Source organism: Marinobacter sp. C7 (genome assembly GCF_022343555.1).
GTDB lineage: Bacteria > Pseudomonadota > Gammaproteobacteria > Pseudomonadales > Oleiphilaceae > Marinobacter.
In genome coordinates, this window is the sequence record NZ_JAKQZH010000001.1 from 1,730,851 (window position 1) to 1,749,122 (window position 18,272).

Genomic DNA, 18,272 nt, shown 5'->3' on the forward strand with positions numbered 1-18,272 from the left:
CGGCGTAATCCGTTAGATACGATAACAACAGGGTTTCAATGCACGAATTTGATGCCATCCGTCCCTATTCGGACGAAGAAACCGGTCCGGCCATCCAGCGCCTGGTCAATGACCGGGAGTTTCTCGATATGATCGGGCGCTTCAAGTCACCGACCATAGAGCGCTGGGCACCAGGGCTGCTGCGGTTCTTCCTTCGCCGCTGGCTGATCAGTAATTTCGGCCATTTCACCCGCGTGGATGACCTGCAGGCCAGACTGTCCACATACGTAGGTGAACTGGTCGAAGGCACCACCACAAGGGTAACCACCAGTGGACTGGAAAATCTGGACAAACACAGTGCCCACCTGTTCATTTCCAACCATCGGGACATCGTTTTTGATCCGATGGTCGTGAACTACCTGTTGTTCCAGAACGGCTTTTACACCACCCGCATCGCCATCGGAGACAACCTGCTGCAGAACCGGGTGTTTGCCGAGATGATGCGGCTCAACAAGAGCTTTGTGGTGCGCAGGAACATGACCAGCCCGCGGGAGATGCGGGATGCGTACATGACCCTGTCCGGCTTCATCAATCACAGTATCGACACCAATCACAGTATCTGGATTGCCCAGCGGGAAGGGCGTGCCAAAGACGGGCTGGATTACACGGACCCGGCCATCATCAAGATGTTCTACATGAGCCGGAAGAAAAGCGGCCTGAGCTTCGCCGAGGCAATGAACCGGCTGCATATCGTGCCGGTTTCCATTTCCTATGAGTACGATCCCTGCGACGTCGATAAGGCCAAAGAGCTTGAAACCCGGGCGCGGACCGGCAGTTACACCAAGACCGAGGGCGAGGACAGCGAGCAGATCGTCAAAGGCCTCACCGGCTTCAAGGGGCATGTGCACGTGCACTTCGGCGCCCCCATAGCAGACGCCCCGGAGAATCCGAAGGAACTGGCGAGTCGGATTGATCACGAAATGCATGCCAATTACCACCTGCATGCCTCGAACCTGGTGGCCTACCAGCAGCGTGGCCTGCACCCGGACGCCCATGCAACTCCGGAGACGGTTAGCGAATCCGTGGTTACCGCGGAAACCTGGTCGCCGGCGGATATTGCTGCCGCCGAAGCGGAAATGGAGCGGCGACTGGAGGCCTGCGAACCGGCGATCCGGCCTTACCTGCTGGATATGTACGCCAATCCGGTGGTTACAGCACTCCAGGCCAATTCCCGCTAGACCCAGAGCATCGCTCCCATCTCCAGGAGATGGGTCAGCGCCGGGTGATAGGGATACATACGGAGTCGAAGAGTCTGCAGTCCCGGGTAGGGCGGTGGAACCCGTGTCGCAAACACGGTTGTACCGTCCTGCTCGCTTTCCATGGTCAGCAGGAACCGGTCGGTGCCAGGTGCGTCGTGGATGCCGGTGCATTCCGGTGTGACCAGGCATTCCACCCGAACATCCTCGGCTGTCAGACCATTGAGCACCGCTTCGACCCGCAACTCCACGGTTTCGTCATACGCACACCGGCATTCCACGTTGCCAACAACAGACAGCGATACCCCCGGCCAGGCCTCACGCACCTTTGCTTTCCACTCTGCCAGTTCACGGGCGGCACTTGCACCGTCAGCCAGCAGCCGGTGCCCCTGGGCTGAGGCCGGCTCATAATAGTGTTCCACGTAATCCATAACCATGCGCTGACTATTGAACCTTGGAGTGATGGTTTTCATGGACGCTTTCGAGCGGGCTACCCAACCCTGCGAATAGCCCTGGGAGGCGCGGTCGTAGTAGAGCGGGATGATCTCGAACTCCAGCAGATCCAGCAGATCCCTGGCTTCCTCTTCATTACGGAACTCGGGATCGAGACCGGTATCTCTGGGCGTAATTGCCCAGCCATTGGTGCCGTCATAACCTTCACCCCACCAGCCGTCCAGAACGCTCAGATTGAGGGCACCGTTCAGGGCCGCTTTCTCGCCGGAAGTGCCGCTCGCTTCCTTTGGGTATTCCGGGTTGTTCAGCCAGACATCGACACCAGCGAGCAGGTAACGGGCCATCGCCTGGTCATAATCCTCCAGAAGGAGGATGTGGCCCATCAGTGACGGCCGCATGGAGAGATCGTGTATGACCTTGATCAGTTGCTGTCCGGGCCTGTCCTTGGGGTGTGCCTTGCCCGCAAAAATCAGTACCACCGGATGATCGGGATCGGTCAGCAGACGTTCGAGCCGCTCAAGGTCGGAGAAAATCAGTGTGGCTCGCTTGTAGGTGGCAAACCGGCGCGCAAAACCGATAACCAGCGTGTCTTTTCCCGGTGACACCAGTTGCCGTGTCATCCGCTCGGTCACGGAATGACCGGTACCGTTGCGTTCGTGCTGACGCGCCAGCTGTTCCACCAGAAATTCCCCCATCTGCTGCTTGAGCGCCTTATGCACGCTCCAGTAGTGATAGTCGGGAATGTGGTCGACGAACTTCCAGAAATCGGGGTTGCGCAGTTCGCTTTGCCAGGTGGGGGCCTGGATATTGAACAGGCTTGCCCACTCAGGCGCCAGAAATGTCGGCACGTGGACACCGTTGGTGATGTAGCCAATCGGGTTTTCCGGAGCAGGAACCTGCGGCCATATATACCCTTCCATTTCGGAAGCCACCCCACCGTGGATCCGGCTGACACCGTTATGAAAACGGGACCCCCGAAGCCCAAGACTGGTCATATTGAAACTGTCGCTGCCATCCCGGGTGCCCAAGGCAAAAACCTTTTCAAACTCCAGTCCCGCCTCTTCCAGGTAGTCTCCAAGGGCATGGTGCATCAGTTCCCGGGAGAAGATGTCATGTCCGGCGGGTACCGGTGTGTGCGTGGTGAACAGGGTTGAGGCCGCAACCGCTTCGAGGGCGGGCTCGAACATCAGGCCGTCCTGCATCAACTGACGGCAACGCTCCAGTATCTGGAATGCGGCGTGCCCTTCGTTGATATGCCATGCCGTGGGTTTCAGACCCAGGGCCTCCAGTACCCGTGTGCCCCCTATGCCCAGCAGCATCTCCTGACTGATCCGGGTGGATTCGTCCCCGCCGTAGAGCTGAAGCGTGAGGTTCTGGTCGTCCGCAGTGTTGTCCGGGGTGTTACTGTCCAGGAGGTACAGCCGGATATGCCCGACCCGGGCCTGCCAAACCCGTGCGGTAACGATTCGGCCGGGGAAGGGAACATTAACCTTCAACGGTGCACCGTCCACCTCCACGGGTGAGATGGGAAGTTCATCGCTGGAGTGGGACTTGTACCGGGCGATCTGATGCCCCTGAGCGTCAATGGTCTGGATAAAGTATCCCTGCTGATACAAAAGGCCCACAGCCACGAAAGGCAGACCAAGATCGCTGGCGGCCTTGCAATGGTCGCCAGCGAGGATACCCAGGCCCCCGGAATAAATCGGGAAGCTTTCGTGGAAACCGAACTCGGCGCAGAAATAGGCCACCAGATCCCGCTCCGGATCCAGCAAGTCGGTGACTTCAGGGCCCGGCTCGGATTCCACATAAACATCGTAACTGCTCAGTACCTGACGATACTCCGCGAGGAAAGCACGGTCCTGCGCGGCGTCGTCCAGGCGCTCCTGGGCCACCCTGCGGAGGAAGAGTTTCGGATTATGCTCGACCTTTTGCCAGAGACCGGGGTCGATGCGGGCGAACAGGTTTCTTACGCCGTGATCCCAGCTGTAGAACAGGTCATTGGCCAACTCTTCCAGCCGTTCCAGACCTTCCGGAACCCTGGGGCGTGCTTCAAGCCGAAACTCGGTGGCCTTGCTCATGATTGTCCTCCTGTGAAGGAACCTTCGGTCTGGTTTTCATTGACGTTTGCATTGCTCATTCAGAATCGACTGGTAGAGCCCCAGATATTCACGGGCCCGGTACTTCCAGGAATAATCACCTGCCATGCCGTTGCGCTGCAGGCGGCCCCATTGTTTGCGGTTGTGATAGTGCTCCAGAGCCCGGTCGATAGCGTGCAGGAAGGCATCCTCGTTGGGCCTGTCAAAACAGAAACCAGTGGCCCGGTTACCTGCTGCGTGGCCCGGGTCGACCACGGTATCTTTCAGTCCCCCTACGGCATGCACAACCGGAATGGTCCCGTAGCGCAGACTGAACATCTGGTTGAGACCACAGGGTTCGAAACGGGAAGGCATCAGGAACATGTCGGCGCCAGCGGTGATCCTGTGAGCCAGGGGTTCATCATAACCCACGGTCAGTGACACCTGCTCAGGATGCGCGCGCGCCAGGTTCCGAAGTGGACCGGTATAGCGGGCCTCGCCGGAGCCCAGAATGGCAAACTGGCAGCCTTTCTTCAGCAGGGGGGGAATGACCGACAGCACCCAATCGACACCTTTCTGCTCAACCAGCCGCCCGATCGACCCGAACAGAGGCGCGTCATTGACCGCCAGACCCAGCTGTTGCTGTACTCTGGCCTTACACTGTGCCTTATTGCCGAGATTGTCTGGCCCATAGTGGAAGTCGAGATAGCGGTCATCGGAGGGATTCCACATCCGGGTGTCGATACCGTTCAGGATTCCCGAGAGCCGGTCCGCCCGGTATCTCAGAAGCCCGTCCAGCCCATAACCGAACTCCGGCGTCTGGATCTCCTGAGCGTATGTCGGACTGACGGTAGTGATTCTGTCCGCATAGACCAGGCCGCCCTTTATAAAAGACAGCTGGCCGTGGAACTCCAGCCGGTCAAAACGCCAGAGAGAATCCGGCAACCCCATCGCCCGGAATGTCTCATGGGAAAACAATCCCTGATAAGCCAGGTTGTGGATGGTAAAAACGGTCCCGGGTCGCTTGGGCAGCTGGTCCAGGAACACGGGAACCAGAGCGGACTGCCAATCGTTGCAGTGAACGATATCCGGGGTCCATCCCAGACCCAGCTGCCCACTGGCCATCATTGCCCCGACCCGGCAGAACAAGTGGTACCGGTGTGCGTTGTCCCACCAGTCTTCTCCGTGCTCGTTCTGGTAGGGATTGCCCGGGCGGTCGAACAGGGCGGGGCAATCCACCAGCCAGAGGCTGACGGCGGTTCCTGGCAGTCTCGTGCGCCAGAGGGTAACGTGGTACTGGCCGATGCTCAGCCGTGCCTTACGCCGGCTGCCGGCGGTCCGGGCGGCCTCAAGTGCTGCCGGGTATCCTGGCAACAGAATCTGGACGTCACACTCCTGACGGCTCAGTGCCTCCGGCAGGCTGGCCGAAACATCCGCAAGCCCACCGGTCTTGATCACCGGGAAGACCTCGCTGGTAACAAACAGAACCCTTTTCATGATGCAGGCCTGAGAATGATCGCGGCCAGGGGAGGCAAGGTGAGTTCGAGGGAGCAGGGGCGATCCATCCAGGGCTTCTCACTGGCCTCGAGGCCGTAGGGATTGCCGGCGTTACTCCCGCCATAATATTCGGAGTCTGAATTCAGTATCTCCACCCATCGACCGCTGTATGGAACGCCGATCCGGTACTGGTGCCTGGGTACCGGGGTGAAGTTTATGACGACCACTGTAACTTCATCTTCCGAGCGACGGAGATAGCTGATAACGGATTGCGGGGAGTCATGGCAGTCGATCCACTCGAAGCCGTCACCATAGTAATCGCGTGCGTGCAGCGAAGGCTCCCGCCGGTAGAGGCCGTTCAGGTCCTGTATCAATTTCTGGAGGCCCCGGTGCTCTGGGTACTGCAGCAGGAACCAGTCCAGCTCACGGGACTCGCTCCATTCCCGCCGCTGGCCAAACTCTCCTCCCATGAACAAGAGCTTGGAGCCGGGGTAGGTAAACTGGAAACTGAAGAGCAGGCGCAGGTTTGCCCTCTGTTGCCAGTCGTCGCCGGGCATCTTGTTAAGGAGGCTGGCTTTGCCATGCACGACTTCATCATGCGAGAGCGGCAGCATGAAGTTTTCCGAGAATGCGTACAGCAACCCGAAAGTGAGCTTGTCGTGGTGGTACTGACGGTAGATCGGGTCCTGTTGCAGGTATTCCAGCGAATCGTGCATCCAGCCCATGTTCCACTTCAGGTTAAACCCAAGCCCGCCGATTTCCGGTGGTCGTGTTACCCGCGGCCAGGAGGTGGATTCCTCTGCAATCACCAGCGTTCCCGGGAAACGGCTCTGGCAGGTCTGGTTCAGGTTTTTCAGGAAATCGATTGCCTCGAGGTTTTCATGGCCGCCATGGACGTTGGGAAGCCACTCCCCGGGATTGCGGGAGTAGTTGAGGTAGAGCATTGAAGCCACCGCATCCACCCTCAGGCCATCGATGTGGAAGGTGTCCAGCCAGTACAGGGCACTGCCGATCAGGAAGTTGCGGACCTCATGGCGGCCGTAATTGTAGATCAGGGTGCCCCAGTCCTTGTGCTGTCCCCGACGCGGGTCTTCGTGCTCATAGAGGGCCGTGCCATCGAATCGCGCCAGGGCATGTTCGTCTTCCGGGAAATGACCGGGCACCCAGTCCAGAATTACACCAATACCGTTTCGGTGACACTGATCGACCAGGTAACGAAGATCGTCCGGTTCGCCAAATCGACTCGTCGGAGCGTAATAGCCTGTCGTCTGGTAACCCCAGGACTCGTCCAGAGGATGTTCGGTAACCGGAAGCAGCTCGATATGGGTGAAACCCTGCTCCCGGACGTAGGGAATCAGCTGGTCGGCCAGCTCCCGATAGGTCAGCCAGCGTCCGGATCCATGATGCTGCCAGGACGCGGCGTGGACTTCGTAGACGGAAACCGGGGACTTTTGCCAGACCCATTGGCTGCGCCGGGCCAGCCAGTCACCATCGCCCCAACTGTAACTGCCACGTTGGACCACCACGGCCGCATTTGACGGGCGTAACTCGAAGAATTGTCCGTAGGGATCCGTCTTGAAGAGCTGTTTCCCGGCGCGGGTGGTAATCGCAAACTTATACCGGGCGCCGGCGCCAATCCCCGAAATGAATACAGACCAGACGCCCGAAGCTCCGTGCGCTGTCATCGGATGGTGGCCCGGAATCCAGTCGTTGAAGTCGCCCACGACGCTCACATCGGAAGCATTGGGCGCCCAGACCGCGAACCGCACACCTTCTACACCGTCCCTGGTCTGGATATGGGCACCCAGCACATTATAGATATGCCAGTGACGTCCTTCACCAAACAGGTATAAGTCAAAGTCGCTCAGGGTGGGGCTTTCCATAGACCAGGCATCTTCCTTACGGGTTCCCGGGTATTGAACGCCTGCATGCGCGTTCAAAAAATGACCTGTAACAATTCTAGGTCATAATCCCGTGATATTGTTCTAATATTATTACGGCGGTAAGAGGGCTGTCGATGTGCCGCAAAGGCGCACGGCAGACAGCATCAAGCCAGATGGTTTGCAGGGAAGGATTCATGCATACGGCCAAGCGTTTTGTCAGTCGCCTCACTCGCCAGACGCTCGCTCTGGTACTTGCCGGGGGGCGCGGCTCCCGGCTTCACGATCTCACCAAATGGCGTGCCAAGCCCGCCGTTCCTTTTGGCGGGAAATTCCGGATCATCGATTTTCCACTGTCCAACTGCATCAATTCGGGCATAGGGCAGGTGGGGGTGATCACCCAGTACAAATCCCATTCTCTGATTCGCCACATTCAACGGGGTTGGGGGTTTTTGCGGGGGGAGCTCGACGAGTTCGTCGAGCTGTTGCCCGCACAGCAAAGGATTGAGACCTCCTGGTACGAGGGCACGGCAGACGCTGTGCTGCAGAACCTTGATATCATCCGAAGTCACCAGCCCGAGTATGTCCTGATACTGGCAGGCGATCACATCTACAAGATGGATTACGGCACCATGCTGGCCGCTCATGTGGAGAGTGAAGCGGACATCACCGTTGGCTGCATAGAGGTTCCCATCGAAGATGCATCCGCGTTTGGTGTGATGGATGTGGATGACGAGATGAGAATCCGGGAATTTGAGGAGAAACCCGCGAATCCCCGGCCCATGCCCAATAACTCGGGCAGGGCGTTGGCCTCCATGGGCATTTACGTGTTCAGTACCCGAATCCTGTTTGAGGAACTCATCCGGGATCATCAGTTACAGGGAACTTCCTCCCACGATTTCGGCAAGGACATTATCCCCTCGGTGATCCGCCGTTTGAGGGTCATGGCGTTCCCTTTCAAGGATCCGGTGCAGAATGGGCCCGCCTACTGGCGGGATGTGGGTACGATCGATTCCCTCTGGAAGGCCAATCTCGAATTGATCGGGGTGAGCCCCGAGCTGAATCTGTACGACTCGAACTGGCCGATCTGGACCTATCAGGAACAGTTGCCGCCCGCCAAGTTTGTTTTTGACGATGAAAACCGCCGTGGTACCGCCGTGGATTCGATGGTTGCCGGAGGTTGCATTGTTTCTGGCGCCATGGTCCGGCATTCGTTGCTGTTTTCCCAGGTCAGGGTTCACTCTTTCAGCGAGGTGTCTGATTCGGTGATTTACCCCGATGTGGAGATCGAGCGGAATTGCAGAATTCAGCGCGCCCTGATTGATCGTGGATGCAAGATCCCGGAAGGGACCCAAATCGGATTTGACGAGGACGAAGACCGCAAGCGCTTCTATGTGTCCCCGAAAGGAATTGTTCTGGTAACCCCCGAGATGCTCGGGCAGGACTATCCCCATGGCCTCTGACAAAAAAACACCCGTCGTGCTTTGCTGGCACATGCACCAGCCGGGCTACCAGGATGTGAAAACCGGCCAGTTTCTGTTCCCGTGGGTTTACCTGCATGCCATCAAGGATTACAGCGACATGGCAGCGCACCTTGAGGCCCATCCAGCGGCTCGGGCCGTCGTGAACTTCGCCCCGGTATTGCTGGAGCAGATCGAAAACTATCTGGTCCAGATCGAGCGATGGCGTCATGGCGCCGGGGACATTGGGGATCCGCTCCTGGCGGCCCTGGTCTCAGAATCCTTGCCCGACACGGGGAGCCCGGCGTTTCTGGACCTGATGAACAAAGCCCTGAGGGCCAACCCGGATCGGATTATCAAGCGTTTCCCGGCATATTCCCGCCTTGCGGACCTGGCTGAATTCTATCGCTCCAAACCGGACATCCAGCGTTACATAGCACCGACCTTCCTTAGCGACCTTCTGGTCTGGTACCACCTGGGCTGGATGGGCGAAACCGTGCGCCAGCGCAATTCCTGTGTTCAGAGCCTTCAGGAAAAAGGGGTCGGATTCAGTCTGGATGACCGGAAGGCACTGCTTGATGTGGTTTTCGAGGTTATGTCGGGGATCGGGCCAAGATACCGGCATCTGGCAAAGAATGGACAAGTGGAGCTCTCCGTCAGTCCGTACACTCATCCGATCCTGCCGCTATTGCTGGATCTGGAGTCGGCCAGGGAGGCCATGCCAGACATAACCCTGCCATCCCATTCCCGATACCCCGGAGGCGAATTAAGGGCGAGTTGGCAGTTGCAGCAGGCGAGGGAAACCTTCAAGCGCTTCTTCGACATTGATCCCGTGGGCTGCTGGGCCTCGGAGGGCGGACTGAGCCAGGCAACTCTGAGCCAGCTGGGGAAACACGGGTTCCGATGGACGGCCAGCGGGGACTCTGTGATTCACAACAGCATCAATCTGGCCCGGGAAAAAGAGGAATTGCCTGAGGAAGCGGGCATTCACCAGCCTTTCCGGTTCGGCGACTCCGATGTAATGGTCTTTTTCCGGGACGATGGGCTCTCCGACCTGATCGGATTTACCTATGCGGACTGGCATGCCGACGATGCAGTCGGAGACCTGGTCCACCACATGGAAAATATCGCTGCGCATGCGAAAGGAAAAGCCCGGCCGGTTATCTCTGTGATCCTGGATGGCGAGAACGCCTGGGAGTATTACCCGGAAAATGGCATCCATTTCCTCGATCGGCTTTACTCGGTTCTTGAAAACCACCCCCGATTGAAGCTGACAACCTACCGGGAACTGCTCGAGGAACCGGTATCCGAACCGGTAGTGTTGCCCCATCTGGTCGCCGGAAGCTGGATCTATGGCACCTTCTCCACCTGGATTGGCGACCCCGACAAGAACCGTGCGTGGGACCTGTTGTGCGAGGCAAAAAATCACTATGACAGGGTCATGGACAACGGCAGCCTGAATTCGGACGAGAAGCGAGCCGCGCAGCGCCAGCTCGCCCTGTGTGAGGGATCTGACTGGTTCTGGTGGTTCGGCGATTATAATCCAGCCCAGATCGTCCAGGACTTCGAGCGTCTGTACCGTCGGCACCTGGTTAACCTGTACGAACAGATTGGATATCCCGCACCCCCGTCAGTGTTCCAGCAACTGAGCCAGGGCGGTGGTGAGCCCGCCCGGGGTGGGGCTATGCGACCCGGGCATGACAGGGATGCAGAGGCGCCATGAGTACGGAGGAAATATCGCAGCGACTCTTCGAGGCCCGCCGGGCAGGAGTACTGCTTCATCCGACCGCACTTCGGGGGCAATACGGCATATTGGGAGCCAACGCCCGTCAGTTCGTGGATTTCCTGGCGAAGAGCGGTCTCAGCGTCTGGCAGACACTACCGGTGGGGCCGACTCACAGCGACCTTTCCCCCTACCAGTCGCTTTCTGCGCACGCGGGCAATCCCGAATTTATCGACCTGTCAGAACTCGTAACGCTCGGATTACTGAGGCCGGAAGAGCTTGAACCGCCTGAAAAGGCTGACAGGCGGGCCCTCTGCAAACTGGCTGCCGAGCGGTTTTTTAACGGTGAAGGCCAGCTGCGCTTCCCGGAATTCGAAGTTTTCTGCGCCGAACATGGTGATTGGCTGGAAGACTTCGCCATCTTCTGTGGCATTCGGGAGAAGCTGCCGGGTATGAGTTGGCCCGATTGGCCTGCGCCACTGCGCGACAGGCACCCCGAGGCCGTGGCTGAATTCGTCCGGAATAATGCGGATTCGGTTCAGGCAATCCGGTTCGAGCAGTTCCTGTTCCAGTATCAATGGCACTCACTCAGAGATTACGCTGCTGCGCAGGGCGTTCTTCTGTTCGGTGACATCCCCATCTTTGTGGCTCACGACAGTGCTGATGTCTGGGCCAACCGGCACCTGTTCAAGCTGGATGACGAGGGCAACCCGACGGTCGTTGCCGGTGTGCCGCCGGATTACTTTTCTCCGGACGGCCAGCACTGGGGCAATCCTCTCTACGACTGGCACGCCATGGCCAATGACGGATATCAGTGGTGGCTGCAACGGCTCGAGAGCCAGCGCCAGCTCTTTGACCTGCTCAGGATCGATCACTTCCGTGGTCTGGAATCTTTTTGGGAGATTCCTGCTGCCACGCCAGAACCCCGGTTTGGATATTGGGTGGCCGGACCGGGGCGCAGCTTCCTGAAGGCCTGTTTCGAGCGCTTTCCGGGATTGCCGCTGGTTGCGGAAAACCTGGGAATTATCAGCAACGAAGTGGAGCAACTGCGAAGGGACTTCAGGCTTCCGGGTATGACGGTGATCCAGTTCGGTTTCGATGGCAGCCCGGACAACCCCCATCTGCTGCATCGGCACGAGCCCGGTGACCTTGTGTATACCGGAACGCATGATAACGATACCAGCCTGGGCTGGTATCAAAGCCTGGACGACCACACCCGGGGCTATGTGAACCAATATCTCGGTACCGATGGAACCGGCATGCCATGGCCAATTGTGGATGCGGCCTTCCGATCCGTTTGCTGGCTGGCCATTGTGCCGATGCAGGATTTTCTGGAACTTGGCTCAGAAGCACGCTTCAACACCCCCGGTACGGTTGAGGGCAACTGGACCTGGCAACTGGACCTGTCCTGGTGTACTGACGAGCTTACGGAAAAGATCCGGGAAGCAGTTTCACGGCATGAACGAATTCGGCTTTGACTGGTCACATATTGACCGGCATCAATTTGATCCTGAAAGTGCTGGTGTATAAAAAACAGGCAATTTGTGATTAACGCTGTATCTGTTCAGGGAGGATCCAATGGAACACCGACTCAGCAAGCGCGTCCCCGGCAAACTTTCACTTCTTGTCTACAAACGAGGAATGCCCGTCGCCACAGGACAGGTCCGCAATGCATCGCGCCGGGGTGTTTTCGTTTCCACAGACTATGACGATGTGAAGCTGAACCAGACGCTTGAGCTGGAACTCTGTTACCCGGAAAAAACCGAAAAGCAGCTCCGCAGACTCAAAGCCCACGTTATCAGGAAGTCACCGGATGGCCTGGGGCTTGACTTTGATGGAGCGGATAATGATGCGCTCGGCATCTCCAAGCTCCTCAACTGGCTGGCCAGCCACCATGCAACGATGACCTATGATGCCTCCCCGAAGTATCGTGTCCACTGATTGATGGCCCCATCAGGAGTTATCATGGAAACACCGAAGGCCAGGGCGCAAGACAAGGGGATGTGAACACAGATGACTTTAGCGGCCTACCGGCCCAGGCAGTTGCCTGAGGCCCTGAACGGTCTGTTCACCCTTGCCCTGGATCTCAGGTGGAGCTGGCATCATGGCAGTGATCTGTTATGGCGCACCCTTGATCCCGAAACCTGGGACAGCACCCGCAATGCCTGGCTGGTTCTCAATAGTGTGGCAGGGGACCACCTGGATGAACTCAGCCGGGATTCCGGGTTTCTGTCCCGGTTCAGGGAGCAGATGGATGCCCACGAACGGTTTGTTCGGGCCCGCACCTGGTATTCCGAACAGGACCTCGATGAACTGGATCGTGGTATTGCTTTCTTCTGCATGGAATATGGTCTGAGCGAGTCCCTGCCACTCTATAGCGGTGGTCTGGGCGTGCTCGCGGGAGACTACCTGAAGGCGGCCAGCGATCTCGGTGTTCCTGTGACGGCCGTCGGGCTTCTTTACCAGCAGGGCTACTTCCGCCAGGCCATAAGTACCGATGGTGAGCAGCTCGAATTCTATCCCTACAATGATCCCACCATGCTTCCGGTATCCCCGCTACGGGATAAGGATGACCAATGGCTTCGCGTTATCGTGCCGTTGCCGGGCCGGGATTTACGCCTGAGAGCCTGGGTCGGGCAGGTCGGGCATTGCGAACTTCTGCTTCTGGACAGCAACGATCCACGCAACGAACCCGGCGACCGGGGTATCACCAGTGAACTTTACACAGGTGATCCGGAAAAACGGCTACAGCAGGAGATGGTTCTCGGTATCGGAGGATGGCGATTATTGCGGGCCCTGGGAAGAGATCCGGCGGTGTGTCACCTGAATGAGGGCCATTGCGCCCTGGCTCTGATTGAAAGGGCTTTCGGATGGGCCTTTGACAAAGAGCGCGACTTTGATACGGCCCGCATGGCTACCAGGGCAACCAACCTGTTCACAACCCATACCTCTGTTGCCGCCGGGTTCGACCGCTTTCCAAGGCGTCTTATAGAGCTTTACCTCAGCCCATGGCTTGCTGGTCACGATCTGACTGTGGATCAGCTCATGGATCTGGGGACCCACAATTCGGATCATGATGCCACGGGCGACCCTTTGCTGAACATGGCCTGGCTTGCGCTCAACATGAGTGGACGGGTAAACGGTGTCAGCCGGATTCACAGAAAGGTTTCCCAGACGATACTCCAGCCATTTTTCCCCCGTTGGCCGGCAGAGGATATTCCGGTTGACTATGTCACCAACGGTATCCATACGCCGAGCTGGGATTCCGCGGAGTCGGACGCACTCTGGACTCGCGCCTGCGGAAAGGAACGCTGGCGTCGCCCGATGGAAACCAGCTGTCCGATGGGCACGATTTCGGACCAGGACCTGTGGGACATGCGGCTGGCCCAGAGAAAACGCCTGATTCGCTACCTGCGTCAGCGCCTGGCCAGCCAGCACTGTGAGCACACCCCGGGAAATGACCCGGCAGCTGCCTGCGGACTTCTTCTCGACAATGAAACACTGACCCTGGGCTTTGCCCGGCGATTCACTGATTACAAACGCCCGGACCTGCTACTCAGTGACCCTGAGCGCCTGCTTTCGCTACTCAATCACCGGGACAAGCCTGTTCAGATCGTTCTGGCTGGCAAGGCGCACCCCTATGACAAATCGGGTAAGGCACTGATCCGGAGGTGGAAGCACTTCTCTCGCCGTCCGGAAGCAGAGGGCAAGGTGGTATTCATCGAGGATTACGATCTGGGGGTCGCAAACCAACTGATACAGGGCGTTGATGTCTGGCTGAATACTCCCCGGCATCCCTGGGAGGCCTGCGGTACCAGCGGCATGAAAGTCCTTGTGAACGGTGGCCTGAATCTGTCCCAGTTTGATGGCTGGTGGGCTGAGGCATGGAATCCCGATGTCGGCTGGGCCATCCGGCCCGGCGCCACGTTCGAAGAACTGAGCCATACCAACGACCACGATGCAGCGGATGCAAGGGAGCTGTTTGATCTTCTTGAGAATGAGGTGGTCCCGGCATTTTACCGGGTTGACCAGGAGGGCCGGCCGCAGGACTGGATCAAGATGATCCGGGCCAGTATGGACCAGCTGACTCCCCACTACTCAGCCAACAGAATGGTTCGCGAATACGTGGAGAGGTTCTACCAGCCCATGGTTGCGATGGGCTGCCAGCGTGACCCGGATACAGCACACGCTATGGTCCAGGAGTCCCGGGAGATCAGTGCCCACTGGTCGAGGCTCCGATTCACCTCGATCGAGGTTGAAGAGCAGGGTGATACGCAGCTCTTCACCGTGGATGTCTACCTGGACGGAGTACCGCCGGAGCGCATAGAGGTCGAGCTGGTGACAGAAGCTTCAGAATACGGGCCCAGACAGGCACATTCCATGGAGCGAAAACAGGCTATGGAGGGTTCTGCCTGTGGATGGGTTTACCAGTGTACGGTTCCTGCGCGTCCGGAAGGGCACTACACCCCCCGGGTCCGGGTAAGAGATGATCGCCTGAACCTGCCGCTGGAGAATTCGTCGGTACTCTGGTTAAGGTAGTGCTCAGCCCCGCCAGAAAGCGGGTGAGAGCACAATCACCACGCTCAGGATCTCAAGTCGCCCCATCAGCATCCCAACCGAAAGAACCCACTTGGCAGCATCCGGGAGAGGGCCGAAATTGCCGGCCGGACCGATAATCTCCCCCAGCCCCGGTCCCACATTGGTCAGGGAAGTGAGTGCCCCGGACAAAGCAGTAATGAAATCGAGTTGCAGGGCGGCCAGGGCGACCGTGATCAGCAGCAGACAAAGCAGGAATATAAAGGTATAGGCGATCATTGAAGAGATGATTTCGTCGCTGACAGAACGCCCGTTATAGTTTCGGGTCAGCACCGCCCGCGGATGCAGAAGCCTCATCAACTGCTCCCTGAGGATTATCAGGGATAACTGAAACCGGAAAATCTTCATACCCCCTGCCGTTGATCCTGAACACCCGCCGACGAACATCAGGAAGAAGAACAGGACAAATGCCAGCGGACCCCAGGCACTGTAATCCTCGGAGGCATAGCCGGTGGTCGTAACCACGGAAGTGACGTTGAACAGCGTCGAGGCGTAGTTGTGCAGCGGATCAAAGGGCACCGGTGATACCCACCAGCGGTAGAGCGTAAGCAGTGCCGGAACAATCAGCAGAATGGCCAGGAACATTCGCACCTGCTGATCCCGAAACAGCACACCATGCTGGCCATGCATTTCACGTACAAACAGGAAGAAAGGCAAGCTTCCGATAATCATGAACAGCGTTGCCTCCATAAGAATCAGATCGTTGAACTTGCCCATGGAAAGATCGGAGGTGGAAAAACCACCCGTCGCGATACTGGTGAGACCGTGGTTGAATGCATCAAACAGGCTCATGCCGGATAACCAGTAGGTGAGGACCGCGATCACCGAAAACGCCACGTAGACAAACAAAAGCCCACGACTGAGGGTCTTCATTCGTGGCAGTGCCTTGTCCGTCCATTCGGAGGATTCGGTGGCAAACAAACGCATGCCCCCCACCCGGAGGAACGGGAGCACGGCAACGAACATGCCGATGATCCCGATACCTCCAATCCACTGCAGTATCGAGCGCCAGAGCAACAGGTCCGGGTCCATGTCGTCCAGTCCGCTCAGGACAGTTGCGCCCGTGGTGGTTATCCCCGACGTGCCCTCGAAAAAGGCATCAGCGGCGGACAAGTGCAGATCACTCAGGTAGAAGGGCAGGGATGACAGCAGGGCGATGATGAACCAGCTGGATACGGTGAGCACGAACATGAATCGCGGCTTGAGGTCCCGCGGCTGGTTATAGGTGGTGACGATACCCAGTATGCCGAGAACGCAGACAATGGCAGCCGATTCCGCAAACGCCATGGCATTCGGCGCTTCGGACCCGGCAAGAAAAATCACCGGTAACGTCATGAATATGCTGAGAAGCACAAACATAACGCTGACAATAAAGATGACAGGGTTTAGATTTCTCAAATGGATGCTCTAGCCAGCTGAACCGGGAGACCGCGCCAGAATACCTGCCGCCCCCGCCTTCCGCAAGGCAATCAGGGCCTTGGCAAGGCATGAAGCACGAATTAAATCGTCGTAAATAACGGGTAAATTCGGATCTTTACTATGGCAAACATCGTGGGGTTGGTGCATTTTCATAGTTGAACACCGAAAGGAACGGTTAAGGAGAACAAACCATGACACGTACAAAATCTCTCGCGCTGGCGCTGGCAACCCTTTCAGGAGGCATTGTGGCCAGCGGAGCGGCGCAAGCTCAGGACATGTACAAATCCGGTGTTGGCGGGCTTTATGCCGGCCTGAATTACACGTTTATGGACGCCGAGCTCGGCCCCTTTGACGCCGATACAGGCACTCTTTCGGGAAAGGTCGGGGTGATGGCAACTCCATTTCTCGGGATTGAGGCCCGCGCGGGCTTTGGCGTCGATGATGACACCATCAACGGAGTGGATGTGTCCGTGGATAATTTCTACGGGGGCTACGCCACCTTCAATCTGGCCAATGAGTCCCCCATAACTCCGTATGCGGTATTGGGCTTTACCCGGATTGAACTCGAAGCGGGTTCCGCCGAAGACGATGACTCCGACGTTTCCTACGGTATTGGTGCCAACATGGAGTTCGCACCGAACCTGTCTGGTAACCTCGAGTACATGCGTTATTACGACGACGACAACGTTGAGATCGACGGCCTTGGTGTCGGTATCCAGGTCAATTTCTGATCGTCCCCGTTGAGTTAACCCAAGAGGAGTCGTTTTGAACCATCTCGCCCACGTGTTCCTCGCACCGGATTCCGCTGAGGCCCGCGTGGGCAGCATTCTTGGGGACTTCACCCGGGGCGTTGAGCTTTCGGCGCTGCCGGGGGAAGTCCACCGGGGCGTCCGTCACCATTTCGCTGTCGATACGTTTACTGACCGCCACCCCGAAGTCCTTGAATCCAAGCGGTTATTTTCAGAACGCCGCCGCCGTTTTGCCGGTGTGGCCCTGGATATTCTGTACGACCATTTCCTGCTCAAGAACTGGCACACATTCAGTGATCGGGATTGTGACTGGTTCATCCGTCGCACCTATCGGGAACTGCGCGAGAACCGACACCTGATGCCACCGCAGATGGCCCGGGTTACGGACCGGATGATCGATCACGACTGGTTCGGCGCGTACCAGGATCTGGATAACATCGGGCAGGCCCTGGACCGTGTGGCAGCCCGCGTCCGGTTTCCGAACCGGTTTGACGGGATCATCGATGAGATCCAGGCTCACGGCCCGGAGCTGGAGCAACGTTTTCTAAGGTTTTTCTCCGATCTTCAATCAATTGCGAAGGAGTTTTAATGCGAATTCTCGCTATTTTTCTGATGATTCTCTCGCTGACAGCCACCTCGGCAATGGCTGAAGAAAAGGAAGACAGGGTTCCCGAAACGCTCGGTTTCGTGGAGTGGGTGGTCATGAAAGATACCCGGCTGCGATTGAAGGCGCGGCTCGATACCGGTGCCAAGACTTCATCCCTGCACGCGGTCAATGTTGAAGAATTCAACCGTAACGACGAACGCTGGGTAAGCTTCGAGATCCCTCTCGGAGATCACGAGGATCAGCCGGTAGAGGGCGAATTCAAACATGACGACGTGGTGATCGTCCTGGAGCGGCCGGTGCGCAGGACCGTTCTCATCAAGCGCAAGGGGGCTCCTTCACAACGCCGTTATGTGGTGGACCTCGAGTTCTGTATCGCAGGCACAATCCACACCACCCAGTTCTCGCTGACTGACCGAGGCAAGTTTTCCTACCCGGTGCTTCTGGGCCGGCGTTTCATGCGAGACGATAACATCCTGGTCGACTCCTCCGACAGCTTCCTTGCCAGCAAGGACTGCGAATACAGCAGCCTTGAGGAGCTCGTAGAGAATCAGCAAGCCAAAGTGGTTCGCTGATACCAT

13 protein-coding genes are annotated in these 18,272 nt (G+C 57.7%); 9 read left to right on the plus strand and 4 right to left on the minus strand.

Annotated elements, in window-relative coordinates:
* Positions 1–38: 38 nt before the first annotated feature.
* Positions 39–1,217 carry a 1-acyl-sn-glycerol-3-phosphate acyltransferase gene (locus MD273_RS07995; RefSeq protein ID WP_239037214.1) on the plus strand — a complete coding sequence of 393 codons (1,179 nt, stop codon included), beginning with the start codon at positions 39–41 and terminating at the stop codon, positions 1,215–1,217.
* Here MD273_RS07995 and glgP (MD273_RS08000) read toward each other — a convergent pair.
* The 3 genes from glgP (MD273_RS08000) to glgB are packed head-to-tail and all read right to left on the minus strand — an operon-like array spanning position 1,214 to position 7,143.
* Positions 1,214–3,766 (minus strand): alpha-glucan family phosphorylase, encoded by a 2,553-nt coding sequence (gene glgP, locus MD273_RS08000; RefSeq protein WP_239037215.1) that lies wholly within the window; start codon positions 3,764–3,766, stop codon positions 1,214–1,216. The genes MD273_RS07995 and glgP (MD273_RS08000) overlap by 4 nt on opposite strands.
* Before the next feature lie 36 nt (positions 3,767–3,802).
* On the minus strand, positions 3,803–5,260 hold the full coding sequence (gene glgA, locus MD273_RS08005) for a glycogen synthase GlgA (RefSeq protein ID WP_239037216.1): 1,458 nt from the start codon (positions 5,258–5,260) through the stop codon (positions 3,803–3,805).
* Complete coding sequence (gene glgB / locus MD273_RS08010) at positions 5,257–7,143, minus strand: 1,4-alpha-glucan branching protein GlgB (protein WP_239037217.1); 1,887 nt, start codon at positions 7,141–7,143, stop codon at positions 5,257–5,259. Before glgB ends, glgA begins: the two co-directional genes overlap by 4 nt.
* A gap of 194 nt (positions 7,144–7,337) precedes the next feature.
* On the opposite strand from glgB, the gene glgC reads away from it, so the two are divergent.
* The 5 genes from glgC (at position 7,338) to glgP (MD273_RS08035) (ending at position 14,862) form a co-directional block, all read left to right on the plus strand.
* Positions 7,338–8,603, plus strand: coding sequence for a glucose-1-phosphate adenylyltransferase (gene glgC, locus MD273_RS08015; protein ID WP_239037218.1), 1,266 nt, complete (start codon positions 7,338–7,340; stop codon positions 8,601–8,603).
* Positions 8,593–10,323: a glycoside hydrolase family 57 protein gene (locus tag MD273_RS08020; RefSeq protein WP_239037219.1), complete on the plus strand. Its 1,731-nt coding sequence runs from the start codon at positions 8,593–8,595 to the stop codon at positions 10,321–10,323. Before glgC ends, MD273_RS08020 begins: the two co-directional genes overlap by 11 nt.
* Entirely contained in the window at positions 10,320–11,801 is a 1,482-nt protein-coding gene (gene malQ / locus MD273_RS08025) for a 4-alpha-glucanotransferase (RefSeq protein ID WP_239037220.1), read from the plus strand. The genes MD273_RS08020 and malQ overlap by 4 nt, the downstream gene beginning before the upstream one ends.
* Positions 11,802–11,901: 100 nt before the next feature.
* A complete protein-coding gene (locus MD273_RS08030) occupies positions 11,902–12,264 on the plus strand; it encodes a PilZ domain-containing protein (protein WP_239037221.1) in 363 nt (120 codons plus the stop codon).
* Positions 12,265–12,336: 72 nt separating this feature from the next.
* On the plus strand, positions 12,337–14,862 hold the full coding sequence (glgP, locus tag MD273_RS08035; RefSeq protein ID WP_239037222.1) for an alpha-glucan family phosphorylase: 2,526 nt from the start codon (positions 12,337–12,339) through the stop codon (positions 14,860–14,862).
* 3 nt (positions 14,863–14,865) lie between these two features.
* Here the strand turns inward: glgP (MD273_RS08035) and MD273_RS08040 are convergent, their stop codons facing one another.
* Entirely contained in the window at positions 14,866–16,278 is a 1,413-nt protein-coding gene (locus MD273_RS08040; RefSeq protein WP_239037631.1) for a TrkH family potassium uptake protein, read from the minus strand.
* Positions 16,279–16,529: 251 nt separating this feature from the next.
* Between MD273_RS08040 and MD273_RS08045 the strand changes: the two genes are divergently transcribed.
* From MD273_RS08045 to MD273_RS08055, 3 genes are read left to right on the plus strand one after another with little or no spacing between them, the layout of a single operon-like run.
* Positions 16,530–17,069: an outer membrane beta-barrel protein gene (locus tag MD273_RS08045; RefSeq protein ID WP_239037223.1), complete on the plus strand. Its 540-nt coding sequence runs from the start codon at positions 16,530–16,532 to the stop codon at positions 17,067–17,069.
* 34 nt (positions 17,070–17,103) lie between these two features.
* On the plus strand, positions 17,104–17,676 hold the full coding sequence (locus MD273_RS08050; RefSeq protein WP_239037224.1) for an acyl carrier protein phosphodiesterase: 573 nt from the start codon (positions 17,104–17,106) through the stop codon (positions 17,674–17,676).
* Complete coding sequence (locus tag MD273_RS08055) at positions 17,676–18,266, plus strand: ATP-dependent zinc protease family protein (RefSeq protein WP_239037225.1); 591 nt, start codon at positions 17,676–17,678, stop codon at positions 18,264–18,266. The genes MD273_RS08050 and MD273_RS08055 overlap by 1 nt, the downstream gene beginning before the upstream one ends.
* The last annotated feature ends 6 nt before the right edge of the window (positions 18,267–18,272 follow it).